This is a genomic window from Azovibrio restrictus DSM 23866 (assembly GCF_000429665.1).
GTDB classification, from domain to species: domain Bacteria; phylum Pseudomonadota; class Gammaproteobacteria; order Burkholderiales; family Rhodocyclaceae; genus Azovibrio; species Azovibrio restrictus.
Genome location: NZ_KE386938.1, coordinates 66,756 through 89,641, shown reverse-complemented (window position 1 = coordinate 89,641; position 22,886 = coordinate 66,756). Strand labels below are relative to the sequence as shown.

23 protein-coding genes are annotated in these 22,886 nt (G+C 66.6%); 7 read left to right on the top strand and 16 right to left on the bottom strand.

From position 1 onward, the window contains the following. Window positions 1-6: 6 nt before the first annotated feature. From G474_RS0118190 to G474_RS0118155, 8 genes are all read right to left on the bottom strand, one after another. The gene (locus tag G474_RS0118190; protein ID WP_026688183.1) at window positions 7-1,197 is read right to left on the bottom strand and encodes a class I SAM-dependent rRNA methyltransferase; all 1,191 of its coding nucleotides are present in this window, start codon (window positions 1,195-1,197) and stop codon (window positions 7-9) included. 77 nt (window positions 1,198-1,274) lie between these two features. Continuing rightward, a complete protein-coding gene (locus G474_RS23850; RefSeq protein ID WP_169729557.1) occupies window positions 1,275-1,424 on the bottom strand; it encodes a hypothetical protein in 150 nt (49 codons plus the stop codon). A gap of 81 nt (window positions 1,425-1,505) precedes the next feature. Then, entirely contained in the window at window positions 1,506-2,429 is a 924-nt protein-coding gene (xerC, locus tag G474_RS0118180; RefSeq protein WP_026688182.1) for a tyrosine recombinase XerC, read from the bottom strand. 5 nt (window positions 2,430-2,434) lie between these two features. Continuing rightward, window positions 2,435-3,097 (bottom strand): DUF484 family protein, encoded by a 663-nt coding sequence (locus tag G474_RS0118175; protein WP_026688181.1) that lies wholly within the window; start codon window positions 3,095-3,097, stop codon window positions 2,435-2,437. Beyond that, complete coding sequence (gene dapF / locus G474_RS0118170) at window positions 3,094-3,924, bottom strand: diaminopimelate epimerase (protein WP_026688180.1); 831 nt, start codon at window positions 3,922-3,924, stop codon at window positions 3,094-3,096. Before dapF ends, G474_RS0118175 begins: the two co-directional genes overlap by 4 nt. Continuing rightward, window positions 3,924-4,433, bottom strand: coding sequence for a GNAT family N-acetyltransferase (locus G474_RS0118165; RefSeq protein WP_026688179.1), 510 nt, complete (start codon window positions 4,431-4,433; stop codon window positions 3,924-3,926). Before G474_RS0118165 ends, dapF begins: the two co-directional genes overlap by 1 nt. Window positions 4,434-4,435: 2 nt before the next feature. Next, on the bottom strand, window positions 4,436-5,320 hold the full coding sequence (locus tag G474_RS0118160) for an LpxL/LpxP family acyltransferase (protein WP_245589399.1): 885 nt from the start codon (window positions 5,318-5,320) through the stop codon (window positions 4,436-4,438). Continuing rightward, complete coding sequence (locus tag G474_RS0118155) at window positions 5,317-6,174, bottom strand: lysophospholipid acyltransferase family protein (protein ID WP_043465285.1); 858 nt, start codon at window positions 6,172-6,174, stop codon at window positions 5,317-5,319. Before G474_RS0118155 ends, G474_RS0118160 begins: the two co-directional genes overlap by 4 nt. A gap of 160 nt (window positions 6,175-6,334) precedes the next feature. On the opposite strand from G474_RS0118155, the gene metK reads away from it, so the two are divergent. After that, window positions 6,335-7,498 (top strand): methionine adenosyltransferase, encoded by a 1,164-nt coding sequence (gene metK / locus G474_RS0118150; protein WP_026688176.1) that lies wholly within the window; start codon window positions 6,335-6,337, stop codon window positions 7,496-7,498. Window positions 7,499-7,584: 86 nt separating this feature from the next. Then, window positions 7,585-9,708, top strand: coding sequence for a TonB-dependent receptor plug domain-containing protein (locus G474_RS0118145; protein ID WP_043465283.1), 2,124 nt, complete (start codon window positions 7,585-7,587; stop codon window positions 9,706-9,708). Between the two features lie 36 nt (window positions 9,709-9,744). On the opposite strand, the gene G474_RS22305 is transcribed toward G474_RS0118145, so the two are convergent. From G474_RS22305 to nhaR, 3 genes are all read right to left on the bottom strand, one after another. Beyond that, window positions 9,745-11,835 carry a diguanylate cyclase domain-containing protein gene (locus G474_RS22305; protein WP_084513856.1) on the bottom strand — a complete coding sequence of 697 codons (2,091 nt, stop codon included), beginning with the start codon at window positions 11,833-11,835 and terminating at the stop codon, window positions 9,745-9,747. Further along, complete coding sequence (locus G474_RS0118135) at window positions 11,832-12,746, bottom strand: ABC transporter substrate-binding protein (protein ID WP_169729556.1); 915 nt, start codon at window positions 12,744-12,746, stop codon at window positions 11,832-11,834. Before G474_RS0118135 ends, G474_RS22305 begins: the two co-directional genes overlap by 4 nt. Window positions 12,747-12,880: 134 nt before the next feature. Further along, window positions 12,881-13,801, bottom strand: coding sequence for a transcriptional activator NhaR (gene nhaR / locus G474_RS21600; protein ID WP_043465280.1), 921 nt, complete (start codon window positions 13,799-13,801; stop codon window positions 12,881-12,883). 104 nt (window positions 13,802-13,905) lie between these two features. Between nhaR and G474_RS0118125 the strand changes: the two genes are divergently transcribed. Beyond that, complete coding sequence (locus G474_RS0118125; protein ID WP_026688173.1) at window positions 13,906-14,250, top strand: HPF/RaiA family ribosome-associated protein; 345 nt, start codon at window positions 13,906-13,908, stop codon at window positions 14,248-14,250. Window positions 14,251-14,279: 29 nt separating this feature from the next. Next, window positions 14,280-16,961 carry a cation-transporting P-type ATPase gene (locus G474_RS21595; protein ID WP_043465278.1) on the top strand — a complete coding sequence of 894 codons (2,682 nt, stop codon included), beginning with the start codon at window positions 14,280-14,282 and terminating at the stop codon, window positions 16,959-16,961. Window positions 16,962-17,010: 49 nt separating this feature from the next. Here the strand turns inward: G474_RS21595 and G474_RS0118115 are convergent, their stop codons facing one another. Continuing rightward, a complete protein-coding gene (locus G474_RS0118115; protein WP_026688172.1) occupies window positions 17,011-18,063 on the bottom strand; it encodes an alkene reductase in 1,053 nt (350 codons plus the stop codon). A gap of 163 nt (window positions 18,064-18,226) precedes the next feature. Here G474_RS0118115 and G474_RS0118110 point away from each other — a divergent pair, with 163 nt between their 5' ends. Further along, the gene (locus tag G474_RS0118110) at window positions 18,227-19,213 is read left to right on the top strand and encodes a YcjF family protein (RefSeq protein WP_026688171.1); all 987 of its coding nucleotides are present in this window, start codon (window positions 18,227-18,229) and stop codon (window positions 19,211-19,213) included. A gap of 96 nt (window positions 19,214-19,309) precedes the next feature. Here the strand turns inward: G474_RS0118110 and G474_RS23705 are convergent, their stop codons facing one another. Continuing rightward, complete coding sequence (locus G474_RS23705; protein WP_156919350.1) at window positions 19,310-19,555, bottom strand: hypothetical protein; 246 nt, start codon at window positions 19,553-19,555, stop codon at window positions 19,310-19,312. A 332-nt stretch (window positions 19,556-19,887) separates the two neighbouring features. On the opposite strand from G474_RS23705, the gene G474_RS0118105 reads away from it, so the two are divergent. Beyond that, window positions 19,888-20,220, top strand: a complete 333-nt coding sequence (locus tag G474_RS0118105) for a 2Fe-2S iron-sulfur cluster-binding protein (RefSeq protein WP_026688170.1) — start codon at window positions 19,888-19,890, stop codon at window positions 20,218-20,220. Window positions 20,221-20,229: 9 nt separating this feature from the next. Here the strand turns inward: G474_RS0118105 and G474_RS0118100 are convergent, their stop codons facing one another. Beyond that, window positions 20,230-20,640 carry a c-type cytochrome gene (locus tag G474_RS0118100; RefSeq protein WP_051282425.1) on the bottom strand — a complete coding sequence of 137 codons (411 nt, stop codon included), beginning with the start codon at window positions 20,638-20,640 and terminating at the stop codon, window positions 20,230-20,232. 129 nt (window positions 20,641-20,769) lie between these two features. Between G474_RS0118100 and G474_RS0118095 the strand changes: the two genes are divergently transcribed. Next, the gene (locus G474_RS0118095; protein WP_026688168.1) at window positions 20,770-21,309 is read left to right on the top strand and encodes an NADPH-dependent FMN reductase; all 540 of its coding nucleotides are present in this window, start codon (window positions 20,770-20,772) and stop codon (window positions 21,307-21,309) included. 88 nt (window positions 21,310-21,397) lie between these two features. Here G474_RS0118095 and G474_RS0118090 read toward each other — a convergent pair whose 3' ends face one another. After that, on the bottom strand, window positions 21,398-22,087 hold the full coding sequence (locus G474_RS0118090; RefSeq protein WP_043465275.1) for a hypothetical protein: 690 nt from the start codon (window positions 22,085-22,087) through the stop codon (window positions 21,398-21,400). After that, window positions 22,084-22,656 carry a cyclin-dependent kinase inhibitor 3 family protein gene (locus G474_RS0118085; protein ID WP_026688166.1) on the bottom strand — a complete coding sequence of 191 codons (573 nt, stop codon included), beginning with the start codon at window positions 22,654-22,656 and terminating at the stop codon, window positions 22,084-22,086. The genes G474_RS0118090 and G474_RS0118085 overlap by 4 nt, the downstream gene beginning before the upstream one ends. Between the last annotated feature and the right edge of the window lie 230 nt (window positions 22,657-22,886).

The window sequence follows — 22,886 nt, the reverse complement described above, 5'->3', positions numbered from 1 at the left end:
AGGCCTTCAGTCAGCCTGGCAGAGCAGCCCCTTCAGGTATTCCCCCTCGGGAAAATCCAGGGCCACCGGATGGTCGGCGGCACCGGCCAGGCGCTGCACGATGCGGGCGTTACGGCCCGCATCCAGGGCGGCCCCGGCGACGATCTTCTGGAACAGTTCCAGGCCTATGCCCCCCGAGCAGGAATAGGTCATCAGCAGACCGCCCGGCTTGAGCAGCCGGAAGCCCAGCAGGTTGATGTCCTTGTAGGCCCGGGCCGCCCGGTTGGCGTGGGCGGCGGAAGGAGCGAACTTGGGCGGATCGAGCACGATCAGGTCGAAGCTCCGGCCTTCCTTCCTGAACTCCCGCAGGGCCTGGAACACATCGGCTTCCAGCCACTCGGCCCGTTCTACCGGCAACTCCGGATTCAGGGCCAGGTTGGCCCGGGCCCGCGCCAGGGCCGGGCCGGAGGAATCGATGGAAAGCACCGAGGCCGCACCGCCCCCCAGGGCCTGGAGGGAGAAGCCCCCCGTGTAGCAGAAGCAGTTGAGCACCGACTTGCCCGCCGCCAGGCGGCCGAGCAGGGCCCGGTTGTCGCGCTGGTCCAGGTAAAAGCCGGTCTTGTGGCCGCCGGCATAATCCACCCCCAGGCGCACCCCGTTTTCCAGGATGCTGATCTCCCCTTCCGGGGCGCTCCCATAAGCCCAGCCGGTGACCGGCTCCAGCCCCTCCAGGCCGCGCACCTCGGAGTCGGAACGCTCATAGACCCGGGCGCAGCCGGTGGCCTGCACCAGGGCGCCCACCAGGGCCTTGCGCCATTTGTCCGCCCCGGCGCTGGTGAGCTGCACCACCACCGTGTCCCCGTACTGGTCGGCGATCACCCCGGGCAGGCCGTCCGATTCCGCGTGGATCAGGCGCAGGCCCTGCTGGTCCGCCAGCTCCGGCAGAGCCCGGCGCCGGGCCACGGCAGCCGCCACCCGGCGCTTGAAGAAGGCGTCGTCCACGGTCTCGGCCGGATCGAAGGTCCACACCCGGCAGCGGATCTGGGAGCTGGGGCTGTAGGCCCCCCTGGCCAGCTCGCGCCCATCGGCCGCGTGGATGGTGACCGTGTCGCCGGGCCGGGCGCGGCCTTCCAGACGTTGCACGGAACTTTCGAACAGCCAGGGGTGACGGCGGAACAGGGAACGTTCCTTGCCATCCTTGAGGATCAGCTCAGCCATGGGTTTTCCGGGTGGGTAAAAGACAAAAAGCCCCGGCAGCATCCGCCACCGGGGCCTGATTTCGGCGTCAACCGTGCTTAGCCCAGGGCCTTGCGGTTACGAGCCTGGCACTCGGCCTGATAAATCATGCGCATCATGGCGGTGCCTTTGCCACGGAAGATGCGCTTGCCGGTCTTGGACAGGCAGCGACGCTCGATGGAGGAGCGACGGTTACGGGTGATGGCCATGGAAATTCTCCAGATAGAAACCGGTTACTAGATTCGGAATACAGCAAAGGGGCGAAATCTTAAAGGGATGAAGGCCTTAGGTCAATCGCCGCCAGGGCCGGCCTTGCTGCCGCGCCGGGCTCGGGGGTGGGCCAGGTCATAGACCTGGGCCAGGTGCTGGAAATCCAGGTGGGTATAGACCTGGGTCGAGGCGATGCTGGCGTGGCCCAGCATTTCCTGCACGGCCCGCAGGTCGCCGCTGGACTGCAGCACGTGGGAGGCAAAGGAATGGCGCAGCATGTGCGGATGCACCCGGGTGGTGATGCCGGCCTGCAGGGCCCGCAGGCGCAGGCGCTCCTGGATCATGCGCAGGGACAGGCGGCGGCCCCGCTGGCTGACGAACAGGGCCTGCTCCTCCGGGGCGGCCAGCTGCTGGCGCACGGCAGCCCAGGCCGCCAGGGCTTCCCTGGCCTTGCTGCCGACGGGCACCAGCCGCACCTTGCTGCGCTTACCCAGGACCCGCACCTCCCCTTCCACCAGCATGCCTTCCAGCACGTCCAGGTTGAGGCTGGCCAGCTCTGCTAGGCGCAGACCCGAGGAGTAGAACAGTTCGAACATGGCCTGGTCGCGCCGGTTCAGGCGGTCGTCCCCGGTGTCGGGGGTCTGGTCCAGGAGGCCCAGGGTTTCCTCCACCGACAGGGCCCGGGGCAGGCGCTTGGGGGACTTGGGCGCCTTGATGCCGGCGCAGGGATTGGCCGGCACCAGGCCCCGCTGCAGCAGCCACTTGAAGAAGCCGCGCCAGGCGGACAGGAGCCGCGCCAGGCTGCGGCCCGAGAGGCCCTGGCCATGGAGCAGGGCCACCTGGCGGCGCACGGCCAGGGTATCGAAATCGGCCAGGGGCCGCTCGGCGGCCGCCTGGAGCAGACGCCGCAGATCGCGGTCGTAATTGCTCAGGGTGTGGGGGGACTGGCGCCGCTGCTCGGCCAGTTCGGCCAGATAGGCCTGGACGGCGGCGGCGTTGTCCATGGGGCTTACAGGGCGGTGTGGGTGACCCGGGCCAGGGCGGCGGACACCAGTTCTCCCAGGCGTTCCAGGTAGAGGGTGCCCATGTCGGCGTAGAAGCGCTGCAGGTCCTCGCTGCCCAGGGCGATCATGCCGATGGTGCCGCCCCCGTTCCTGAGGGCGATCAGGGCCTGGGAGCGGATGTGCTCGGCGTGCTCGCCAAACCAGGAGGCGGTGCCGAAGCCCGAGGTGGAGCCACAGTAGGGCTTGGAGAGGGTCTCGGCGAAGACCTGCAGTTCCTCGCTCACGGCGGTGAATTCGGGCAGGTCCTCGACCCCTTCGGGCTTGTCCCACAGGCGCAGGGCCACATGGGGAATGGCGAAATCATCGCGCAGGTGGAAGTTGAGCAGGTGGATCACCGCCTGGAAGGTCTCGGCGGCGATCAGGCCCACGGACAGCCGATGCATCTTCTCGCTGATGCCGTCGTTTTCCTCGCCGAAGGCCAGCAATTCGGCCAGCTTCCGTTCGAGCTGCTTGTTCTTGTCGCGCAGGGTAAGCATCTGCCGCTCGGAGAGGGAGATGGTGCGGCCCCCGTGGGGATGGGGCACGAAGATTTCCGCCAGCAGGTCGGCGTACTGTTCGAAGAACTGGGGGTTGGCCTGCAGGTACTGGGCGACGGCTTCTGCGCTCATAACTCGATTTCTCCGGTAAAGACGGTAACGGCCGGGCCGGTCATCAGCACAGGCTGACCCGGACCCGCCCAGGCGATGGTGAGTTCTCCGCCCCGGGTCGCGACCCGCACCGGGGAGTCCAGCAGACCCCGGCGGATGCCGGCCACCACGGCGGCGCAGGCGCCGGTGCCGCAGGCCAGGGTTTCGCCGGAACCGCGCTCATAAACCCGGAGGCGCGCGCTGTGGCGGTCCAGCACCTGCAGAAAGCCGGCGTTCACCCGCTCGGGAAAACGCGGGTGGGATTCGGTGAGGGGCCCGTGCACGGCCACCGGGGCGGTGTCCACGTCCGCCACCAGCTGCACCGCGTGGGGATTGCCCATGGAAACGACGCTGATATCCACGGTGGTGCCGTCCAGATCCAGGGACTGAACCACCGCATCGCTGTCGCTGATGAAGGGAATCTCGGCCGGGGCGAAGCGGGGCGCGCCCATGTCCACGGTCACCTGACCGTCGGCCTCCAGGCGCGGCGCGATCACGCCCTTCTTCGTTTCAACCCGGATCTCCCGCTTGTCGGTGAGGCCCTGGTCGAAGACGAAGCGGGCAAAGCAGCGGGCGCCGTTGCCGCACTGTTCCACCTCGCTGCCGTCGGCATTGAAGATGCGGTAGCGGAAATCGACGCCAGGCTGGGTCGCCGGCTCCACCAGCAGCAGCTGGTCGAAGCCGACGCCGAAATGCCGGTCGGCCAGGAAGCGCAGCTGCTCCGGGCTCAGGCTGACCTGCTGGCGCACCCCGTCCAGGACCACGAAATCGTTGCCCAGACCGTGCATCTTGGAAAAACGGAGCCGCATCAGAGGGGCTTCTCCATGATGAAATCGTCCATGACGAAACCGCCGCCGATATCCGCCACCACGGTTTCGCGCACGCTGAAACCGTACTTGCGGTAGGAGGCGATGGCCTTTTCGTTGCGCTTGTTCACCGCCAGGATCACGCAGGGATAGCCGAGCTTCTTGGCCCGCGCCGCCACATGGGCGATCAGGGCGCCGCCCACGCCCTGGCGCTGCAGGTCCGGGTGGATGTAGAGCTTGTCCAGCTTGAACTCGCCCTTGTACAGCTCGCTGAAGGCAAAGCCGATGCGCCGGCCGGCCACGAAGGCCTGGTCCAGCCACTTGTCCGCATCCTCCAGATCGTCGTAAAGCCGCTCGTGGCCGTAACGCTGCTCGAGCATGAAATCGATCTGTTCCTGGGTGATGATGCCGGGGTAGGTGGCCTGCCAGATTTCCCGCGCCAGGGCGGCAATGGCCGGCACGTCCGGCGGGGTGACGGGCTTGATCTCGATGGCCAGCGTAGTCGAACTCATGGTCAGTAAATCCTCGCTTCGCCCTCAGGGCGGGTCTTGAAGCGCTTGTGCAGCCAGAAATACTGCTCCGGCATGGTCAGCACCTGGGTTTCGATGAATCGGTTCATGAAGGCGGTATCCGCCTCCACGCTTGCCCCGGGAAAATCCTCCCAGGGCGGCAGCAGTTCCACCTCGTAGCCCCCCGGGATCAGACGGCTGATACAGGGTACCACCCTGGCCCCGGTAGCCCGGGCCAGGCGGGAAACACCCGTGATGGTAGCAGCCTGGACCCCGAAGAAGGGCACGAAAATGGATTCCTTGCGGCCGAAATCCATGTCGGGCAGATAGTAGAAGGGCAGGCCCGACTTCATGGCCTTCAGGGCCCGGCGCATGCCCTCCTGGCGGGACAGCAGCAGGGGCCCGTTGAAGCGCAGCCGCCCGGCCAGGAACACGGCATTGAAGACCGGGTGCTTCTGGTTGGAATAGACGCTCACCAGGGGGGTGCTCATGGTCATCATCACCCCGCCCGCATCCAGGCCCACGAAATGGGGCGCCAGGATCAAGGTGGGGCGGCCATCGTCACGCTGCAGATATTCACCGCCCTTGAGCCGGATCAGCCGCTCCAGCCGTTGCCGAGGAGCCCACCAGAACAGGGTGCGATCCAGGAGGGCCCGGGCGAAGGCGACGAAATGCTGGCGCAGCACCTGCTCCCGGCGGGCCTCAGACCACTGGGGAAAGCACAGGCTCAGGTTGGTACGGGCCACCCGGCGCCGCTCCCTACCCAGCAGGAACAACAGCCGCCCCAGGACCCAGCCCAGGCCGCGCAGCAGGGGCAGGGGCAGCCAATGGAGCAGCCAGAGCAGGCCCAGGCCGACGTAGGCCGGCAGGTGGCGGAAAAAATGACTCACCGGGCCGGACCCTGGAAATCAGGCGGGGCTTCCGCCCCGGCCGGGCGCTTGTAGCGGTTGTAGCCCCACAGGTACTGGGTCGGACACTGACGGATCAGGGCCTCGATCTCATGGTTGATCTGCTGGGCCCGGGCCAGGGTGTCCCCTTCCAGAGGCTGTCCGGGGGGATGGAAATGCAGCCGGTAGCCCCGCCCGTCGGGCAGCCGTTCACCCCAGGCCATGAGCACCGTGGCGCCGGTTTCCGACAGGCGCGCAGCCAGGGTCATGGTGTAGGCGGGGCGGCCGAAGAAATCCAGCCAGGCCCCTTCACCCACCTTGGGGGCCTGGTCGGGCAGCATGCCCACGGCCTCGCCCTTCTTCAGGGCCTTGATCAGAGCCCGCACCCCGGACAGGTCGGCCGGTGCCAGATGCAGCTGCTGCCGCTTGCGGCCCGCCAGAATCATCTGCTGCAAGCTTTCTTGCTTGGGGGGCCGGTACAGGACGGTGATCTGGCCGAAGGCCGAGTAGTACTGGGCGGTGATCTCGAAGCAGCCCAGGTGAGGCGTCAGGAACAGGATGCCCTTGCCCCGGGCCTGGGCAGCCTGGACGAACTCCCAGCCGCAGACTTCGGCCACCTGAGCATTGGTTTCCTCCAGACTTTTCATCCAGATGCGCGCCAGCTCCAGGGCCTGCTTGCCGGCTTCAGCCGCAGCCGGGCCCCGCAGCGCCGGGTCGATACCGGCCTGGCCCAGGTTGGCCTGCAGGTTGCGCCGGTAGCGAGGCGAGCCCAGGTAGGCGAGCCAGCCGGCCAGGGCGCCCAGGCGGTGCAACCAGGCGAGCGGCAGATGGCTGAGGAGGCGGAAGAGAAAGACCATGACGCCGGAAGGCTTGCCCCAAATGGAAAAAAGACTAAGATTATCGACTCGCCGAGTTAAAGAGACAACTTGCAGGGCGATCCACAAATACTGCTAAAGCGTCACCGCTCCTGGGCCAGAGCCGGTAACGCCGGATAGCAAGGCCCCCAAAGGAGCGATCATGAACAACTACCTCTTCACTTCGGAATCCGTTTCCGAAGGCCATCCCGACAAGGTCGCCGACCAGATTTCCGACGCCATCCTGGATGCCATCCTGGCCCAGGACCCCGCCGCCCGGGTCGCCGCCGAGACCCTGTGCAACACCGGCCTGGTGGTCCTGGCCGGCGAGATCACCACCCATGCCAACGTGGATTACATCCAGGTGGCCCGGGAAACCATCAAGCGCATCGGCTACGACAACACCGAATACGGCATCGACTACAAGGGCTGCGCGGTGCTGGTGGCCTACGACAAGCAGAGCCCGGACATCGCCCAGGGCGTGGATCACGCCCACGACGACTACCTGAACCAGGGCGCCGGCGACCAGGGCCTGATGTTCGGCTACGCCTGCCGCGAGACCCCGACCCTGATGCCCCTACCCATCTACCTGTCACACCGGCTGGTGGAACGCCAAAGCCACCTGAGGAAGGACGGCCGGCTGTCCTGGCTGCGTCCCGACGCCAAGTCCCAGGTCACCATCCGCTACGTGGACGGCAAGCCCGATGCCATCGACACCGTGGTGCTGTCCACCCAGCACGCTCCCGACGTGTCCCTGGAAACCATCCGCGAGGCAGTGATCGAAGACGTGATCAAGCCGGTGCTGCCCAAGGAACTGATCAAGGGCGACATCAAGTACCTGGTGAACCCCACCGGCCGCTTCGTGGTCGGCGGTCCCCAGGGTGACTGCGGCCTCACCGGCCGCAAGATCATCGTGGACACCTACGGCGGGGCCGCGCCCCACGGCGGCGGCGCCTTCTCCGGCAAGGATCCCTCCAAGGTGGACCGTTCCGCCGCCTACGCCGGCCGCTACGTGGCCAAGAACATCGTCGCCGCCGGCCTGGCCGAGCGCTGCCTGGTGCAGGTCTCCTACGCCATCGGCGTGGCCCAGCCCACCTCGATCATGGTGGAGACCTTCGGTACCGGCAAACTGCCCAACGAGAAGCTCACCGAGCTGGTGCGCGAGCATTTCGACCTGCGTCCCAAGGGCATCGTGCAGATGCTCGACCTGCTCCGCCCCATCTACCAGAAGACCGCCGCCTACGGCCACTTCGGCCGGGACGAGCCGGAATTCACCTGGGAAGCCCTGGACAAGGCCGAACTGCTCAAGGCCGCCGCCGGTTTCTGAGCCCTTTTCGGGGGAGAAGCATCTCCCCCGACTTATGCCGGGGGGCTGCCGTTATAATCGGCAACGCACATCATCTGCGGCCCCCCATGCGACCTCCTTTCTCCCTCGCCCGAATCGCCCCGTTCCTGGCCGGACTGTGGATCGCCCCCCTGATAGCGGCCGAAGATGAAAACAGCCTGTACTTCGCCGACCTACCCACGGTCTACAGCGTCAGCCGCATGCCCCAGGCCCTGTCCGAGGCCCCCGGCTTCGTCACCCTGATCGACCGGGACACCATCCGCGCCTCCGGCGCCCGCAGCATCGCCGACCTGTTGCGCCTGGTCCCCGGCTTCCAGGTCACCGCGCGCAACCAGGACGCTCCCCGGGTCACCTACCACGGCCTCTCCGATGAGGACTTTTCGCCCCGGCTGCAGGTGCTGGTGGATGGCCGCTCCCAGTATTCCCCCCTGTTCCTGGGCGGAGTGAACTGGAACCTGATGCCGGTGGCCCTGGAGGACATCGAGCGTATCGAAGTGATCCGCGGCACCAATGCCGCCGCCTATGGCACCAACGCCTTCATGGGGGTGGTGAACATCATCAGCGTGGATGCCTCCCAGGTGCGGGGTTTCACTACCAGCGTCAGCCATGGCAACCAGGGGGTGCGGGACGAGTTCCTGCGCTGGGGCGGCCAGATCGGCCCCGCCGCCCTGCGCCTCAGTTACCGGCACCAGATGGACGAGGGAGTCCGCTTCGTGCCCCAGACCCCGGACAACCCGGACCACATCGCCAACAGCCAGAAAAACCGCCTGTTCGACCTGCGCGCCGACCTGCCCTTGGGGGAGCGGGACGAGCTGCAGCTGGGCCTGGGCCAGGTGGAGGCGGTGCTGGACACGGGCCGCAGCGATGCCATGCTGGAAAACCCGCCGCGCCAGACCCTACAGTACAGCCGCTACGCCCAGATCAACTGGCGCCGCAACCTGGGGAACGGGGAAGAGCTGCAACTGCGCTACTACCGCACCGAGGAAAAGCTCAAGGACCGGGTCCGGAGCGAACTGGAGCTGAGTCCCGGGGAACTGGCCCAGCTCAAGCAGCTGTCCCAGTTCCTGTTCGGCCGCCCCCTGGTCGGGCAGCCCTACATGGAAGAGGACACCGGCGGCAGTTCCACCCGGGACGAACTGGAACTGCAGCACAGCTTCGCCCCCCATGACACCACCCGCCTGGTGTGGGGCCTGGGCAGCCGGCGCGACCGGGTCGACGCGCCCCTCTACTACCAGGGCCAGGGCACGGTGCGGCGGGATGTGCAGCGCCTGTTTGCCAACCTGGAATGGCGGCCCGACACGCGCTGGCTGCTGAACCTGGGCGGCAGTTTCGAGAACGACAGCCTGAGCGGCCGGCACCTCTCGCCCCGGGTCAGCCTGAGCTACCACCTGAGCCCCGAACACACCCTGCGGGCCGGCATGGCCCGGGCCTACCGCACCCCCTCCACCTATGACGACAGCGGCCACCTGCGCTACGGCCTGGCCAATCTTCCCGAGCTCTACCAGAGCCGTTACCTGGCCGACGGGCAGGTGGCGGCGGAACGGCTGAACAGCTACGAGCTGGGCTATTACGGGGAATTCCGGGCCCAGCGTCTGTCCCTGGACCTGCGCGCCTTCCGGGAAGTGATCCCGAACCGGATCCAGACCGTGGAGCGGGCCCTGCCTGCGGATCAATGCAACCAGTGGCCCCTGGACCCGGGCTGTGGCGAGGCCGACTACGCGGTAAACGCCGAGCATGTGGACATCCGCGGACTGGAATACCAGCTGCGCTGGCAGCCCCTGGAAGGCACCCGCATCATCCTCAACCAGGCCGCCGTACGCATCCATGCCCGCCTGAGGGACGACTTTGAGACCTCTTACAGCGACACTTATCTGGCCCGCATCGGCAGCCACACCCGGGCCTCGGCCCCCCAGCTGAGCAGCGCCCTGATGCTGATGCAGAAGCTTCCCCTGGGAATGGAGTTCTCCCTCACCGCAACCCACGTGGGCCGCCTGCAATGGACCCGCAACAGTGCTGACCAGCTGCCCGCCTATACCCGGGTGGACTGGCGCCTGGCCTGGCCCTTCAAGCTCGGTCCCAGCCGCGGGGAAATCGCCTACACCGCCCAATCCGCCAACGGGGACCACCTGGAGTTCAAGAACACCCGGCTGGTGGAACCCCGGCACTGGCTTAGCCTGCGCTTCGACCTGTAGGGCGGGAAGGCCCCTGGCGGGCCGCTCCCGGCCCCGTCAAAGGTGCCGCAGCACCGCCCCCTCCAGCCAGCACTCCAGGGGCTCCAGGGGCGCCACAGCCCGGCCCTGGGCATAGTCCACCCCCAGCTCCTGGAGCCGTTGCAGGTTATTCAGGTCGTCGACGCTGGCGGCAATGGTGGCGATGCCGTGGTCCGCGGCGATTTCCTGCACCGCCCGCACCAGGGCGGCGGAGCTGCGGTTCTCGCCCACATCCCGCACCAGGCTGGGAGTGATGCGGATCAGATCGGGCGTGATGGCGCGCAGATGGTTGAAAGAGCTCATCCAGCCGCCGAAGTCGTCCAGCCCCACCCGGCAGCCCCGCTCCCGCAGCTGGCGGTAGAACAGCTCCATTTCCGAGGGGTACTGGATCGCCGCTTCCTCGCTCACCATCAGGCACAGGCTGCCGGCGGCGCAATCGAGCCCGTCGGTGAGCTCCAGCATCATGCGGGTGAAATCCGGATGACGTATGGAGGCGCCGGAAACCCGCAGCAGGCAGAGCAGGGATTCGTGCTTGCCCGCCGACCCGGCCCGGCACAGGGCCGTGGCCGCCTGCTGCAGCAGTCTCTGGTCGAAGGCATGGGCCAGCTCGTAGCGTTCCGCCGCCTCCATGATCAGGCTCAGGGGCAGGGCCTTGCCCTGGCGGTCGTCGATGCTGCCGCTCAGCTCGAACATCTGGTAGCCGCCCCGGCCATTACCCAGGGCCCGCACGGCCTGGGCCTGGTAGCTGAAATGGTTGCCGGCCAGGGCCAGCTCCATGCGCTCGCGCCAGGGGTCCCGCTCCGTCTGACGCTGTTCCAGCTGCTGCCGCTCATAGACCTCGACCCGGTTGCGCCCGGCCGCCTTGGCGGCGTAACAGGCCCCGTCCCCGGCGCTCAGCACCTCGCTCACGGAACGGCTCTCCCCATCCACCGGCACCAGGCCGATGCTGGCGCCGATGCTGAAGATCTTGTCCTGCCAGGCGAAGTGGAAGGCCGCCACCTGGTTGCACAGGGATTCCGCCAGACGCCGGCCATTGTCCACGTCGCAGCCAGGCAGCAGCACCCCGAATTCGTCACCTCCCAAGCGGGCCAGGGTATCCCCCTCCCGCAGGCAGCTCTGGAGCTGGCGCGACAGCTGGCGCAGCAGCTCGTCCCCGGCCATGTGGCCGCTGGTGTCGTTCACCTTCTTGAAGCGGTCCAGGTCGATGAACAGCACCGAGCTGGTCTCGCCGCCGCCCTGGGCCACCTTGATGGCTGCCTCCATCCGGGTTTCGAACTCGCGCCGGTTCACCAGCCCGGTAAGGGCATCGTGGCGGGCCTGGTAAGCCAGCAGGGCCGTGGCCTCGTCGATACGGTGCTGGAGGTTGCGGTGCACCTCGTCGATGTGTTCGCCCATGCGGTTGAAGCCCCGCTCCAGCTGGCCGATCTCGTCCCGGGAGTTTTCCTCCACCCGGGTATCAAAGCGGCCGTCGGCCATGGCCCGCACCGCGTCGGCCAGGCGTATCACGGGCAGCACCAGGTTGCGGGCCAGGCGGGCGACGAAATAGGCGGCCAGGGCCAGCGCCAATACCAGGATGCCGATGCCGCGCAGCAGCAGGTCCCGCTGGCGGGCCGCCAGCCCCGACTTGTCCAGCTCCACGAACACCTGCCCCACCAGTTCCGGTGGATTCCCGGCCAGGCTGCCCGGTTCCTCGAAGAACACATCGCCACCCACCTGGCTGCGGTAGATGGGCGCCGCGAAGGCGATCCAGTTTTCGCCGCTGGCCACCTGGGTCACCCCCCGGGGCGGGGATTTCAGGTATTCGGCCCCCAGATTCACCCGGCCGCTCACGGCCACCACCCGGCCATCCCGGTTCACCACCGCCGCTGCCCGCACATCCGGCTGCTGCACGGCGCCCTGGACCATGCCCTGCAGGCTCAGCCAGTTGCCAGACACCACCCCGTATTCGCTGGTGGGCGCCATGTAGCGCACGATGTCCTCGCCCCGTTGCAGCAGTTCCTGCTCCAGGGCCCGCAGGCCCGCGAAGGAGAAGTAGAAGACCAGCACCAGCGCCAGGAAACAGGCGGGCAGCAGGGTCATGAATAGAAGACGGCGATACAGACTGCTCATGGTTTCTCCCCTGCGGCAGCGCTGAGGGATGACAGGATTTCGTCCTCACCGGGCAGGGTGAGTTTGAAGGAGCGGGCCACCTGGGTATTGATGACCACGGAAAAACGGGAAGGCCCCTGGGCCGGCGGCAGCACCAGGGCTCCCGGGCGCTGGCGGTTGATCCACTGAGCCACTTCCAGGGCCAGCTGGGCCGGCGTGGTATGCAGGGCGGCCAGAGCCCCGGCCTGGACGAAGGCGGCGGAAAAAGCCACCACCGGCCGCTGGTAGCGGTAGGTGGTGAGCAGGAAGGGACGGATGTTGTCGCGGGAATACAGGACGCTGTCGGGCAGGGCCAGGTACACCCCTTCCTGGCCCAGCACCCGCTCCAGGACCGGCACCAGGCTGTCCCCGGTATTGAGCACCGCAGTATCGACGCTGAGTTTGGCCGCATTGCCCAGGCGCTTCAGCTGGGGCAGCTGGTCGGCCAGCTTGTCGCTGACCACGGTCATCACCCGCCGGTTGTCCGGCAGCAGGCGCTGGATGAAAGCGATCTGGCGCTGCAGGGGCTGGTCCAGGTAGAGGGCGGTGATACCGCTGCGGCGGGCCGGGCTTTCGGCCCGCACCGTCTCATAGGCGGAACGGGTAAGCAGGGTGGCGATCACCGGCGGACCATCGGCCCTGGCCAGGGCCACCCGGGCCGCCTGGCTGCCGACGGCCACGATCAGGTCCACCCCGGCCGGAGGCGCCTGCTGGAATTTCTCGCTGCTGCCCTCCCAGCTCACCTGCCAGTCACTGCCTCCCACGGCCCCCTTCAGGGTCCCCAGGAATTCCCGGTAGGCCCCTTCTTCCCCGCCCAGGACGACCGCCAGCTGAGCCGCCTGGAGCGGCAGCCAGAAAAAAGCCAGGAAGAGGAGGAGGGCCAGACGGCGCATGGACGGACTATAGCCTTTGCCCATCGCCAGGAGCAAGGTGGATATCCATTTGGTATTAGCAGCCCGGCCCCGGAGAAAAGCCCTGCGGCCGCCAGGGGCAAGGGCGGGCCCGGGAAATCCGGGGCCGCCGGGCCTCAATCCGGCTTTTCCCGGTGTTCCACCTGGGTGAATTTCTGCCGTGCCGATTCGGTGATGGCCAGCACGCAGGGATGGGTCAGGCGCCGCTCCATGGAAATGGCGTAGTAGCCGCTGCGAAGCTCCGGCACCCGGCCCAGGAGCACCAGGCTGGCATCGGCCAGGCACTCGTCCTCGATCACCGAAGGCACGGCAAAGGCGCCCACCCCCGCCTGTCCGAAGGCGGTCATCAGGGCGCTGTCGTCGAACTCCCCCACCACCTTGGGCCGCAGCTGCCGGCGTTCCAGCCAGGCCATCAGCTTCTGGCGCACCGCCGCATCCTCCCCCGGCACCAGCAGGGGCAGGTGACCCAGGCCGGAGGGAAAAGGCAGCGGCTGCTGGGGCAACAGGCTGCGGCTGGCGATGAAACTCAGGCCGGATTCCCCCAGGTGGTGGCTGTAGGCCCGCCGTTCCAGGCCGGCGGGCACTGGGGTGTCGGCCAGGACCAGGTCCAGGCGGTGTTCCAGCAGTTCCGCCAGCAGGCGCTCCAGGCGCCACTCCCGGCAGACGATGCGGACCGGCTCGGGCAGGCTCACCGCCGGCTGCAGCAGCCGGTACACCAGGGACTTGGGCAGGGCATCGGAAACCCCGACGCGGAAATCCGTGGGTCTTCCGCCCGGGTAGTGGCGCACCATCTGTTCCAGCTCGGCGCTCAGGGAGAACATTTCCTCCGCGTATTCCAGCACCAGGCGGCCGGTTTCCGTCAGTTCCAGGGAACGCCCCTGGCGGTCGAACAGTTCCGCCCCCAGGCTTTCCTCGAGCAGGCGGATCTGGCCGCTGATGGTCTGGGGCGTCACATGCAGGGCTTCCCCCGCCTTCACCACGCCGCCCTCCCGGGCAGTTTTCCAGAAATAGAAGAGGTGCTTGTGGTTGATGGCCATGGGATTTCGTTAAAACCGAAACGTTGGAAAAGATAATACGAATTTACCTGAATAAATGCCGGCCGTAGAGTGAAGTCTCCCAACCCGAACAAAGGAGACCCATCATGCGTATCGAAATCCAGGCCAAAGGCATGCCCGCCCTGAAGGAACTCCGGGAACACGCCCGTCACCGTCTGCAGTTCGCCCTGGGCCGCTTTGCCCACGGGGTCGGCACCGTGCGAGTGCACCTGGCCGATGTGAATGGCCCCCGGGGCGGCACCGACAAGCTGTGCCGCATCGTGGTGCAGATGAAAAAGCACTCCCGGGTGGTGATCCAGGAACTGGGCCAGGACATGCAGCAGGTCATCGACCGGGTGGCGGACCGGGTGCACCAGAACGTTTCCCGCCAGCTGGGACGCATGCACCGGGTTCAGCGCCTGGCCCTGGCCATGCCCCCCGACGCCGTCTGATCCATTCCCACCCCGCCAGGGAGCTCATCATGAACACCTTGTGGCACCAGGAAAGCACGGAAGCCGCCCTGCGGCTCCAGGATTCCAGCCGGGACGGGCTGGTTCAGGCCGCCGTGGCGGAACGCCTGGCCCGCTTCGGGCCCAACCGGCTGACGCCGCCGCCCCGTAACGGGCCCCTCAAGCGCTTCCTGCTGCAGTTCCACAACGTGCTGATCTACGTGCTGCTGGGCGCCGCCGGGGTCACGGCAGCCCTGGGGGAATGGGTGGATACGGGCGTGATCCTGGGCGTGGTGCTGATCAATGGCTTGATCGGCTTCATCCAGGAAGGCAAGGCGGAAAAATCCCTGGATGCGATCCGCAACATGCTCTCCCTGCATGCCACGGTAATCCGTGACGGCCAGCGCCAGGAAATCGCCGCCGAGGACCTGGTGCCCGGAGACGTGGTGCTGCTGGCCTCGGGGGACAAGGTGCCCGCCGACCTGCGCCTGCTGGAAACCCGCAACCTGCGCATCGAGGAAGCCGCCCTCACCGGCGAATCGGAGCCGGTGGAAAAGAATCCCGCTCCGGTGGCGGCCGCCGCCCCCATCGGCGACCGCAGTTCCATGGCCTATTCCGGCACCCTGGTGGTGTTCGGCCAGGGCCGGGGCCTGGTGGTGGCCACGGCGGATCAGACCGAGATCGGCCGCATCGGCCGCATGCTCGCCAACGTGGAAAGCGTCACCACGCCGCTCCTGAAGCAGATGGCCCGCTTCGGCCAGGGGCTGACCTTCGCCATCCTGGCCCTGGCCGCCTTCGCCCTGGGCTTCGGCATGCTGATCCACGGCTACAGCGCCGCCCAGATGTTCCTGGCCGCCGTGGGCATCGCCGTGGCGGCCATCCCCGAAGGCCTGCCCGCCATCATGACCATCACCCTGGCCATAGGAGTGCAGCGCATGGCCGCCCGCCAGGCCATCATCCGCCGCATGCCGGCGGTGGAAACCCTGGGGGCCGTCAGCGTCATCTGTTCCGACAAGACCGGCACCCTGACCAGGAACGAGATGACCGTGCAGCGCCTGGTCACCGCCGGGCGCAGCCTGGAGGTGGAAGGCACGGGCTACCGGCCCCGGGGCGGTTTTTCCTGCGATGGCCGGGAGCTGGCCCTGGAAGATCTGCCCGAACTGGCGGAAATCGGTCGCATCGCCCTGCTCTGCAACGATGCCGTGCTCCGGGAAGAAAACGGGGAATGGCGGCTGGAAGGGGACCCCACCGAGGGCGCCCTGCTCACCCTGGGGCGCAAGGCGGGCCTGGATCCCCAGTTCGAGGCCAAGGCCCTGCCCCGCATCGACGTGATTCCCTTCGAATCGGAACACCGCTTCATGGCCACCCTGCATCACGATCACAGCGGCCATGCCTTTGCCTGCATCAAGGGGGCTCCCGAAGAGGTGATGGCCATGTGTTCCCGCCAGCGCCAGGACGGCGAGGACCGGCCCCTGGACCCGGCCTGGTGGCAGGCCCGGATGGAAGCCATGGCCCGGGCCGGGCAACGGGTGCTGGCCCTGGCTTTTGCCCCCTTGCCCAAGGGCAGGACGGAACTGGAATTCAGTGATGTGCAGGGCGGCCTCACCCTGGTGGCCCTGGCCGGCATCATGGACCCGCCCCGGGAAGAGGCGGTCAAGGCCGTGGCCCGGTGCCAGGCGGCCGGCATCCGGGTGAAGATGATCACCGGCGACCATGGGGTCACCGCCCAGGCCATAGGTGCAGCCATGGGCATAGGCAGCAACGGCCGGGTCCTGACCGGGGCCCAGGTGGAAGCCCTGGATGATGAGGCCCTGCGCCAGGCGGTGGTGGATACCGACGTGTTCGCCCGGGCCAGCCCGGAACACAAGCTGAGGCTGGTCCAGGCCCTGCAGGCCAATGGCTGCGTGGTTTCCATGACCGGCGACGGGGTGAACGACGCCCCGGCCCTGAAACGGGCCGACGTGGGCGTGGCCATGGGTCACAAGGGTACGGAAGCGGCCAAGGAAGCAGCAGAAATGGTGCTGGCCGACGACAATTTCGCCTCCATTGCCGCTGCCGTGGAAGAAGGCCGTACCGTGTACGACAACCTGCGCAAGGCGGTGATCTACGTGCTGCCCACCAGTTCAGGCCAGGCGGCCATGGTGCTGATCGCGGTGCTGCTGGGCACCACCCTGCCCATCACCCCGGTGCAGATCCTGTGGGTGAACATGGTGACTGCCGTCACCCTGTCCCTGGCCTTTGCCTTCGAACGACCCGAAGCCAGCATCATGAACCGGCCGCCCCGGGACCCGGCGGAACCCCTGGTCAACGGCTTCATGCTCTGGCGCATCGGCTTCGTCACCCTGCTCATGGTGCTGGCCTCCTTCGGCCTCTTCCTCTGGGAGCAGGCCCTGGGCGCCGATGAAGCCACGGCCCGCACGGTGGCAGTCAATGCCCTGGTGGTGGCGGAAATGTTCTACCTGTTCAACTGCCGCAGCCTCAGGGATTCCATCCTCAACCGCCAGGGTTTCCTGGGCAACACCCTGGCCCTCCAGGCTGTTGGCGGCCTGTTCCTGCTGCAACTGGCCTACACCTACCTGCCCTTCATGCAGGCCCTGTTCCACACGGCGCCCATAGATGCCGACGCCTGGCTGCGCATAGGCGTCGCCGGCCTGCTGCTGCTGTTCGTGGTGGAAGGGGAAAAAGCGCTTCTGAAACGCTGGAACAAGTCATGAGAAGCGGGGAGGAAGGCCTGTGACCGCCCTGTTCCTCCCCGCTTCCCGTTTACGGCAGGGCGGGATAGTCCGTGTAGCCGGGAACACCGCCGCCGTAGAACAGCTGGGGCCGGGCCTCGTTCCAGGGTGCCCCGAGACGCAGGCGCTGCACCAGGTCCGGATTAGCGATGTAGGGCACGCCGAAGGCCACCGCGTCGGCCTGGCCGGTTTCGACGATGGCCGTGGCCGTCTCCGCCGTCAGCCCCTGGTTGGCGATGAACACCCCGCCGAACTTCCGCTTCAGCTCCGGCCCCAGGAGGCCCGGACCCTGGGCTTCCCGGGCGAAGATGAAGGCAATGCCGCGCTTGCCCAGTTCCTCGGCCACGTAGCCGAAGGTGGCAGCCGGATTGCTGTCCCCCATGCTGTGGGCGTCGCAGCGGGGCGCCAGATGCACGCCCACCCGGCCGGGCCCCCAGATTTCGATGGCCGCGTCGGTGACCTCCAGGAGCAGGCGCGCCCGGTTTTCGATGCAGCCCCCGTAGGCATCGCTGCGCCGGTTGGTGCTGTCCTGCAGGAACTGGTCCAGGAGATAGCCGTTGGCGGCGTGAATCTCCACCCCGTCGAAGCCTGCCCGTTTGGCGTTTTCGGCGCCCTGGCGATAGGCGGCGACGATGCCGGGGATTTCATCGAGCTCCAGGGACCTGGGCGTCACGTAGGCCTTCTCGGGACGCACCAGGCTCACATGGCCCTCGGGCGCGAGGGCGCTGGGCGCCACGGGCAGTTCCCCGTCCAGATAGAGGGGATCGGAAATCCGGCCCACGTGCCAGAGCTGCAGGAAGATGCGGCCACCCCGGGCGTGCACCGCCTCGGTCACTTCCTTCCAGCCCTGCACCTGGGCTTCGTTCCAGATGCCCGGCGTATCGGGATAGCCGACCCCCTGGGGACAGACGGAAGTGGCTTCCGAGAGGATCAGCCCGGCCCCAGCCCGCTGGGCGTAGTACTCGGCCATCAGGGCGTTGGGCACACGGCCGGCACTGGCCCGGCAGCGGGTCAGGGGCGCCATGATGATCCGGTTGGGCAGCACCAGGTCGCCCAGGGGCAAGGTATCGAACAGCTTCGGCATGGGAAAACTCCTGTAACAATCAGTGGAGGCAAGGTCGCGCAAGCACATTCATCATCTCCGGCGCATCAGGCCTGTTCCAGGCCCGCTCCGCCAGCATCGGAATACCCAGTTGGGGCCACAAACCCCGGAATCAACCCACAAGCAACCAACAAAAGGAAAATTCATGAATCCTGAACACGCCATTCTGGCCATCAGCCTGTTTGCCGCCTTTGCCGACGGCGCCAACGATGACCGGGAACGGGAACACATCCGCCGCTTTGCCGAAACCCTGGGCGCCGACGCCCCGGATCTGCCCCGGCTCTACCAGGACGTGCTGTTCAAGCGCATCAGCCTGGCCCAGGCGACCCAGGCCATCACCGACCTGGGACAACGCCAGTTCGCCTACGAAATGGCCGTCTGCGTCTGCGATGCCGACGGCCGCCAGAGCGAGGCGGAACAGCGCTTCCTGGCGGAACTGAAAAAACTCCTGGGCCTGGAAGGAGACGCCGAGAGCCAGGAAATGGAAAACCGGGCCGAAACCCTGGCCGACCTGGACCAATACGCACCAGCTACTGCAACTGCCACCGCTGCCGCCAAGGCCAGCACCACCGCCAGCCCCACCCCGGGCCCGGTGGTAGCCGCCCAGCCCCAGGTGCCGGAAGCCGAGCTGGACAAATCCATCCTCAACTATTCCATCCTCAACGGCGCCCTGGAACTGCTGCCCCAGTCCTGGGCCTCGGTAGCCATCATTCCCCTGCAGATCAAGATGGTGTACCGGATCGGCAAGGCCTACGGCCATGAACTGGACCAGGGCCACATCAAGGAGTTCCTGGCCACCGTGGGGGTGGGCCTCACCTCCCAGTATCTGGAACAGTTCGGGCGCAAGCTGCTGGGCGGCCTCCTGGGCAAGGTGGCCGGCAAGACCGTGGGCAACCTGGGCAAGGCCGCCACCGGCATGGCCTTCTCCTTTGCCACCACCTACGCCCTGGGACAGATCGCCAAGCGCTACTACGCCGGCGGCCGGCAGATGAGCACCGCCATGCTCCAGGAAAGCTTCCAGGGCCTTCTGGGGCCGGCCAAACAGATGCAGACCCAGTACCTGCCCCAGATCCGCGAACGGGCGGCCAACCTGGATGCCGGCCAGATCATGGCCATGGTCAAGGGCGCCTGAGGCTTTCCTGCGTATTCCCCCAAACCGGGCCCTGGCCCGGTTTTTTTATTCCACTTCGACTTGTTATAGAAGTTGTATATACAACTACGTTAACAACTAAGTACCGAACAACTCTGGGGATAAGTTGAATTTAGTGTTGTAGATCATCATCTTGCACATCAATTCCGGCACTGCAAAAGTGCCCTTGAAGCCTGTGGGCAAAAATCGAACAGTTTTTCCCTTTCCCGCTTTTCCCCTCCTTATCCCCTTTTTCGCTACAGCTTGTGCACAGACTTGTTCCACCGAAGGGCTGAGTCGGGAAGTTTGGCGGGACAGGATTTTTCTGTTTTCAGGAAGCTCCATCTCCCCCACCTGCAGGCAAGGGGGATTGCAGTGGCAGGGCTTGGTGCTTTGACTTGTTATAGAAGTTGTATATCTAAAGACGTTAACTACTAAGTACCGAACAAGTCTGGGGATAACTTTAAAAATTCCTTGTTGTTCAGTGTCTTGCGAGGCATTTCAGGGTATGGGCAAGTGGCCTTGAAGCCTGTGGGCAGAATTCGAACAATTTTTGCCTTGTGCCGGATCTGCCGATTTATCCCCTGGTTCACGACAGCTTCTGCACAGGCTTGTGTACAGGCAGCGGCAACAGGGGGGAATTACAATGACGGCTCGCCTTGCTCCAGGGGAAGTCCATGTTCTTCTTCAAGAAAAAGCCTGCTCACCACATCATCGTGCTGCCCCATGGGGAACTCTGCCCCCAAGGAGAGATGGTGCCGGCGGAGCCAGGCCGTTCCATTGCTGAGTTGCTGCTGGAAAACGGGGTGGAGCTATCCCACTCCTGCCAGCTCCAGTGCGCCTGCACCACCTGCCAGGTGCACGTGATGGAAGGCAGCGCCTGCCTGAGCGGCATGGATGGGGAAGAGCACAGGATGCTGAACAACAGCGGCCAGCGGGACGGGTTTTCCCGGCTGGCCTGTCAGGCGGTGTTTCAGGGCGGGGGCAATGTGGTGGTGGAGATTCCCTGAGCTGGTTCCTCAGGGTTGCCTGGCCCGCACTTCTGCCGGCCAGCGGGATTCCAGGTAGTGCACCACGCTTTCGATCTGGCGCGGGCTCAGGTTGCCGGCGAAAGCCGGATGATCGGATTCATGGCCTGCCGGGGCATGGGGCGGCACCAGGCCGGCGGCGGTGATGGCCACCAGGTCCTGGAAGGAACGCTGCACTGCGGGGCCGCTGGCATCCAGGGGCGGGGCCGGGAGGCGGCCGGCTGCATTCTTTTCCCGCCAGCGGGCCTGGCCTTCCAGGTTCGGGCCGTGGCAGGTGGCGCACTCGGCCTTGTAGATGGCCTCCCCCTCCAGGAGCATGTAGGGGTCCACTTTTTTCTCCCCATCCTGGCCGCAACCCGTCAGGGCCAGCAGCAGGATGGCGGCGGTCCTGGAGTTTTTCATTGCTTGCTCCCTGGTGATTGCTTGCCGCCAGTCTAGGCCCCCAGGCTTATGCGCAGCTTACGGAAGCAGCCCGGGATGGGGGTATGCTGGGCAGGCTGTTTCCCCTGCAATACCAACAAGGAGATACCCATGGCTTCGATCAAACTGCTCGGCATTGCCGGGAGCCTGCGCCAGGCATCCACCAACAAGGGCTTGTTGCGGGCCGCCCAGGCCCATCTGCCGCAAGGCGTCAGCATGGAAATCGCTGAACTGGCCGACATTCCCTTTTACAACCAGGACATCAGCGACAAACCCGCCGCCGTCAGCCGGGTGCTGGCCCAGATCGGCGCTGCCGATGCCCTGGTGCTGGCCTGCACCGAATACAACTATTCCCTGGCCCCGGCCCTGAAGAACATTCTGGATTGGGCTTCCCGGGAACCCGATAACGCCCTGCTGGCCGGCAAGCCCGCTGCCCTGATGGGCGCCGGGGGCGGCATGGGCACTTCCCGGGCCCAGTACCACCTGCGCCAGGTGTGCGTGTACCTGGACCTGCGCCCCCTGAACAAGCCGGAAGTGTTCGCCAACGCCTTTGCCGGCGGCTTTGACGGGGCCGGCAACCTGACCGATGAAAAGCTGATCCAGCTGGTGGCCGGGCAGATGCAGGCCCTGGTGGCGGCAGTGCGGGGCTGAGCCGGCCCGAGGATGATGCCCGGCCCTGACGACCCCTGATTTCAACCCGGCCCGGCTAGGCAAGCTAGCCAGGGCTGGCGCGCCGGGTTCAGGCCAGGGAGACGCACTCGGCCAGCAGGCGGCTGGCCATGTGGGCCTTGCGGGCGATCATCTTGGCGGCCAGGGCTTCGCTGCCGCCCAGATCGAGAATGGCCTGGCGGATGTGGGCATCGGGAATGGCCGTCACCACCTGGATGGCCTGCCGCACTCGGGCTTCATCCATGGGACCGAAGAGGCGCACGGCAAAGGGATTGTTGGGATCGCTGCGCAGCCGGTCCAGCTCCCCCACCTGGGTGCCGAAGGCGCGACCCTTCTGGTTACCCATGGCCCGGTACTCCAGGGCGCCGCCCACGTCCAGGGTCAGCACCCGGCCGGCGGCCACCCCCTGGTTTTCCCCCAGGAAACCGGCGGCATCCCAGTTGGCGGTCCAGGCATGCACCCCCAGCCAGTGCTGGGCCTGGCGGATTTCCTCCGGGCTCAGCTGGGCCACGTTCTTCTTTTCCAGCCGCACCAGCTCCGTGGCCACCTGATGGGGCCGGGTGGTCTCCACATAATTGAGGGTGGGCGCCCCGGCCAGCTGGTAGAGCCGGGCGGCGATGCGCTCGTTGCGGGCGTAGAGGGGAGATTCCAGGGACTTCACGTAGAAGCGGCGGCCCTGGGCGTCCTCGAACACCGCAGCCGGATTGCTGCCCATGGGGCCGCTCACCTGGCGCAGGGCGGCCGTGTCGATCAGCGTCATGGCTGCCCTTCCAGGTCGGAGACAGGCAGGGTGCGGCACACCAAGGCCAGCTGGGCCGGGGTCTCGATAGCGCCCTTGCGGGCGCTGCGCACGGCGCGGATAGCGTCATCGGGCGGCATGCCCAGCTCCACCAGCAGGCGCGCGGCCATCATCCCCGCCCGGCCCAGGCCGCCCTTGCAATGGACCAGCACATCGGCACCGCTACGCAGCAGCTGACGGATTTCCCGGCCCTGGAGGCGCCATTCGGCCTCGAAAGCCTCGCCGGGCACGGAAAAATCGGCGATGGGCAGATGCCGCCAGTCCATGCCCCGGCGCTCCACCTCCTGGCCCAGGTTGGCCACGGCCAGGGTCCTGAGCTCCGCCGGTTCCACCAGGGTCAGCACCAGCCGGGCGCCCCAGGCGGCAATGGCATCCAGATCTACATCCAGATTCCGGGCCCAGGCCCCGGTGGCCGCCATGGGGTCCTGCTTGCCCGGGCAGAAGGTGATGCCGATCCGGCCATGAGCAGGACTGGCCCGCACCTCGGCAATCTGCAAGGGATGAGAGTGACTGGTCCGCGCCTTGGTCATTGATGGGGTCCTGGGGGAGGGAGAGAAATTCTACTTGCAACCGGTGCTGATTTCCGTGGGGACTACCGGAATACTTGCAGGCGCTCGGCTCATACTGACCTCCCAACGGTAGCCAACTCACGCAAGACAGAATTGGTACAAGGAGCTTTGACGATCCAGTTCTTAAAGTCAGGTTGCCAGTAACCACGCCCACGACAAATGGGTTCAATCACTGCTTGGACCTCGGCATC

Excerpts from the sequence above, each read along its gene's own strand:
- G474_RS23705 (WP_156919350.1), bottom strand. The coding sequence starts at position 19,555 with ATGGAGCTTCCTGAAAACAGAAAAATCCTGTCCCGCCAAACTTCCCGA.
- nhaR (WP_043465280.1), bottom strand. The coding sequence starts at position 13,801 with ATGGCCATCAACCACAAGCACCTCTTCTATTTCTGGAAAACTGCCCGG.
- xerC (WP_026688182.1), bottom strand. The coding sequence starts at position 2,429 with ATGGACAACGCCGCCGCCGTCCAGGCCTATCTGGCCGAACTGGCCGAG.
- metK (WP_026688176.1), top strand. The coding sequence starts at position 6,335 with ATGAACAACTACCTCTTCACTTCGGAATCCGTTTCCGAAGGCCATCCC.
- G474_RS0118105 (WP_026688170.1), top strand. The coding sequence starts at position 19,888 with ATGTTCTTCTTCAAGAAAAAGCCTGCTCACCACATCATCGTGCTGCCC.
- G474_RS23850 (WP_169729557.1), bottom strand. The coding sequence starts at position 1,424 with ATGGCCATCACCCGTAACCGTCGCTCCTCCATCGAGCGTCGCTGCCTG.
- G474_RS0118155 (WP_043465285.1), bottom strand. The coding sequence starts at position 6,174 with ATGGTCTTTCTCTTCCGCCTCCTCAGCCATCTGCCGCTCGCCTGGTTG.
- G474_RS0118135 (WP_169729556.1), bottom strand. The coding sequence starts at position 12,746 with ATGCGCCGTCTGGCCCTCCTCCTCTTCCTGGCTTTTTTCTGGCTGCCG.
- G474_RS0118090 (WP_043465275.1), bottom strand. The coding sequence starts at position 22,087 with ATGACGCTGATCGACACGGCCGCCCTGCGCCAGGTGAGCGGCCCCATG.
- G474_RS0118115 (WP_026688172.1), bottom strand. The coding sequence starts at position 18,063 with ATGCCGAAGCTGTTCGATACCTTGCCCCTGGGCGACCTGGTGCTGCCC.
- G474_RS0118175 (WP_026688181.1), bottom strand. The coding sequence starts at position 3,097 with ATGAGCGCAGAAGCCGTCGCCCAGTACCTGCAGGCCAACCCCCAGTTC.
- G474_RS0118145 (WP_043465283.1), top strand. The coding sequence starts at position 7,585 with ATGCGACCTCCTTTCTCCCTCGCCCGAATCGCCCCGTTCCTGGCCGGA.
- G474_RS0118100 (WP_051282425.1), bottom strand. The coding sequence starts at position 20,640 with ATGAAAAACTCCAGGACCGCCGCCATCCTGCTGCTGGCCCTGACGGGT.
- G474_RS22305 (WP_084513856.1), bottom strand. The coding sequence starts at position 11,835 with ATGAGCAGTCTGTATCGCCGTCTTCTATTCATGACCCTGCTGCCCGCC.
- G474_RS21595 (WP_043465278.1), top strand. The coding sequence starts at position 14,280 with ATGAACACCTTGTGGCACCAGGAAAGCACGGAAGCCGCCCTGCGGCTC.
- dapF (WP_026688180.1), bottom strand. The coding sequence starts at position 3,924 with ATGCGGCTCCGTTTTTCCAAGATGCACGGTCTGGGCAACGATTTCGTG.
- G474_RS0118165 (WP_026688179.1), bottom strand. The coding sequence starts at position 4,433 with ATGAGTTCGACTACGCTGGCCATCGAGATCAAGCCCGTCACCCCGCCG.
- G474_RS0118125 (WP_026688173.1), top strand. The coding sequence starts at position 13,906 with ATGCGTATCGAAATCCAGGCCAAAGGCATGCCCGCCCTGAAGGAACTC.
- G474_RS0118190 (WP_026688183.1), bottom strand. The coding sequence starts at position 1,197 with ATGGCTGAGCTGATCCTCAAGGATGGCAAGGAACGTTCCCTGTTCCGC.
- G474_RS0118085 (WP_026688166.1), bottom strand. The coding sequence starts at position 22,656 with ATGACCAAGGCGCGGACCAGTCACTCTCATCCCTTGCAGATTGCCGAG.
- G474_RS0118110 (WP_026688171.1), top strand. The coding sequence starts at position 18,227 with ATGAATCCTGAACACGCCATTCTGGCCATCAGCCTGTTTGCCGCCTTT.
- G474_RS0118095 (WP_026688168.1), top strand. The coding sequence starts at position 20,770 with ATGGCTTCGATCAAACTGCTCGGCATTGCCGGGAGCCTGCGCCAGGCA.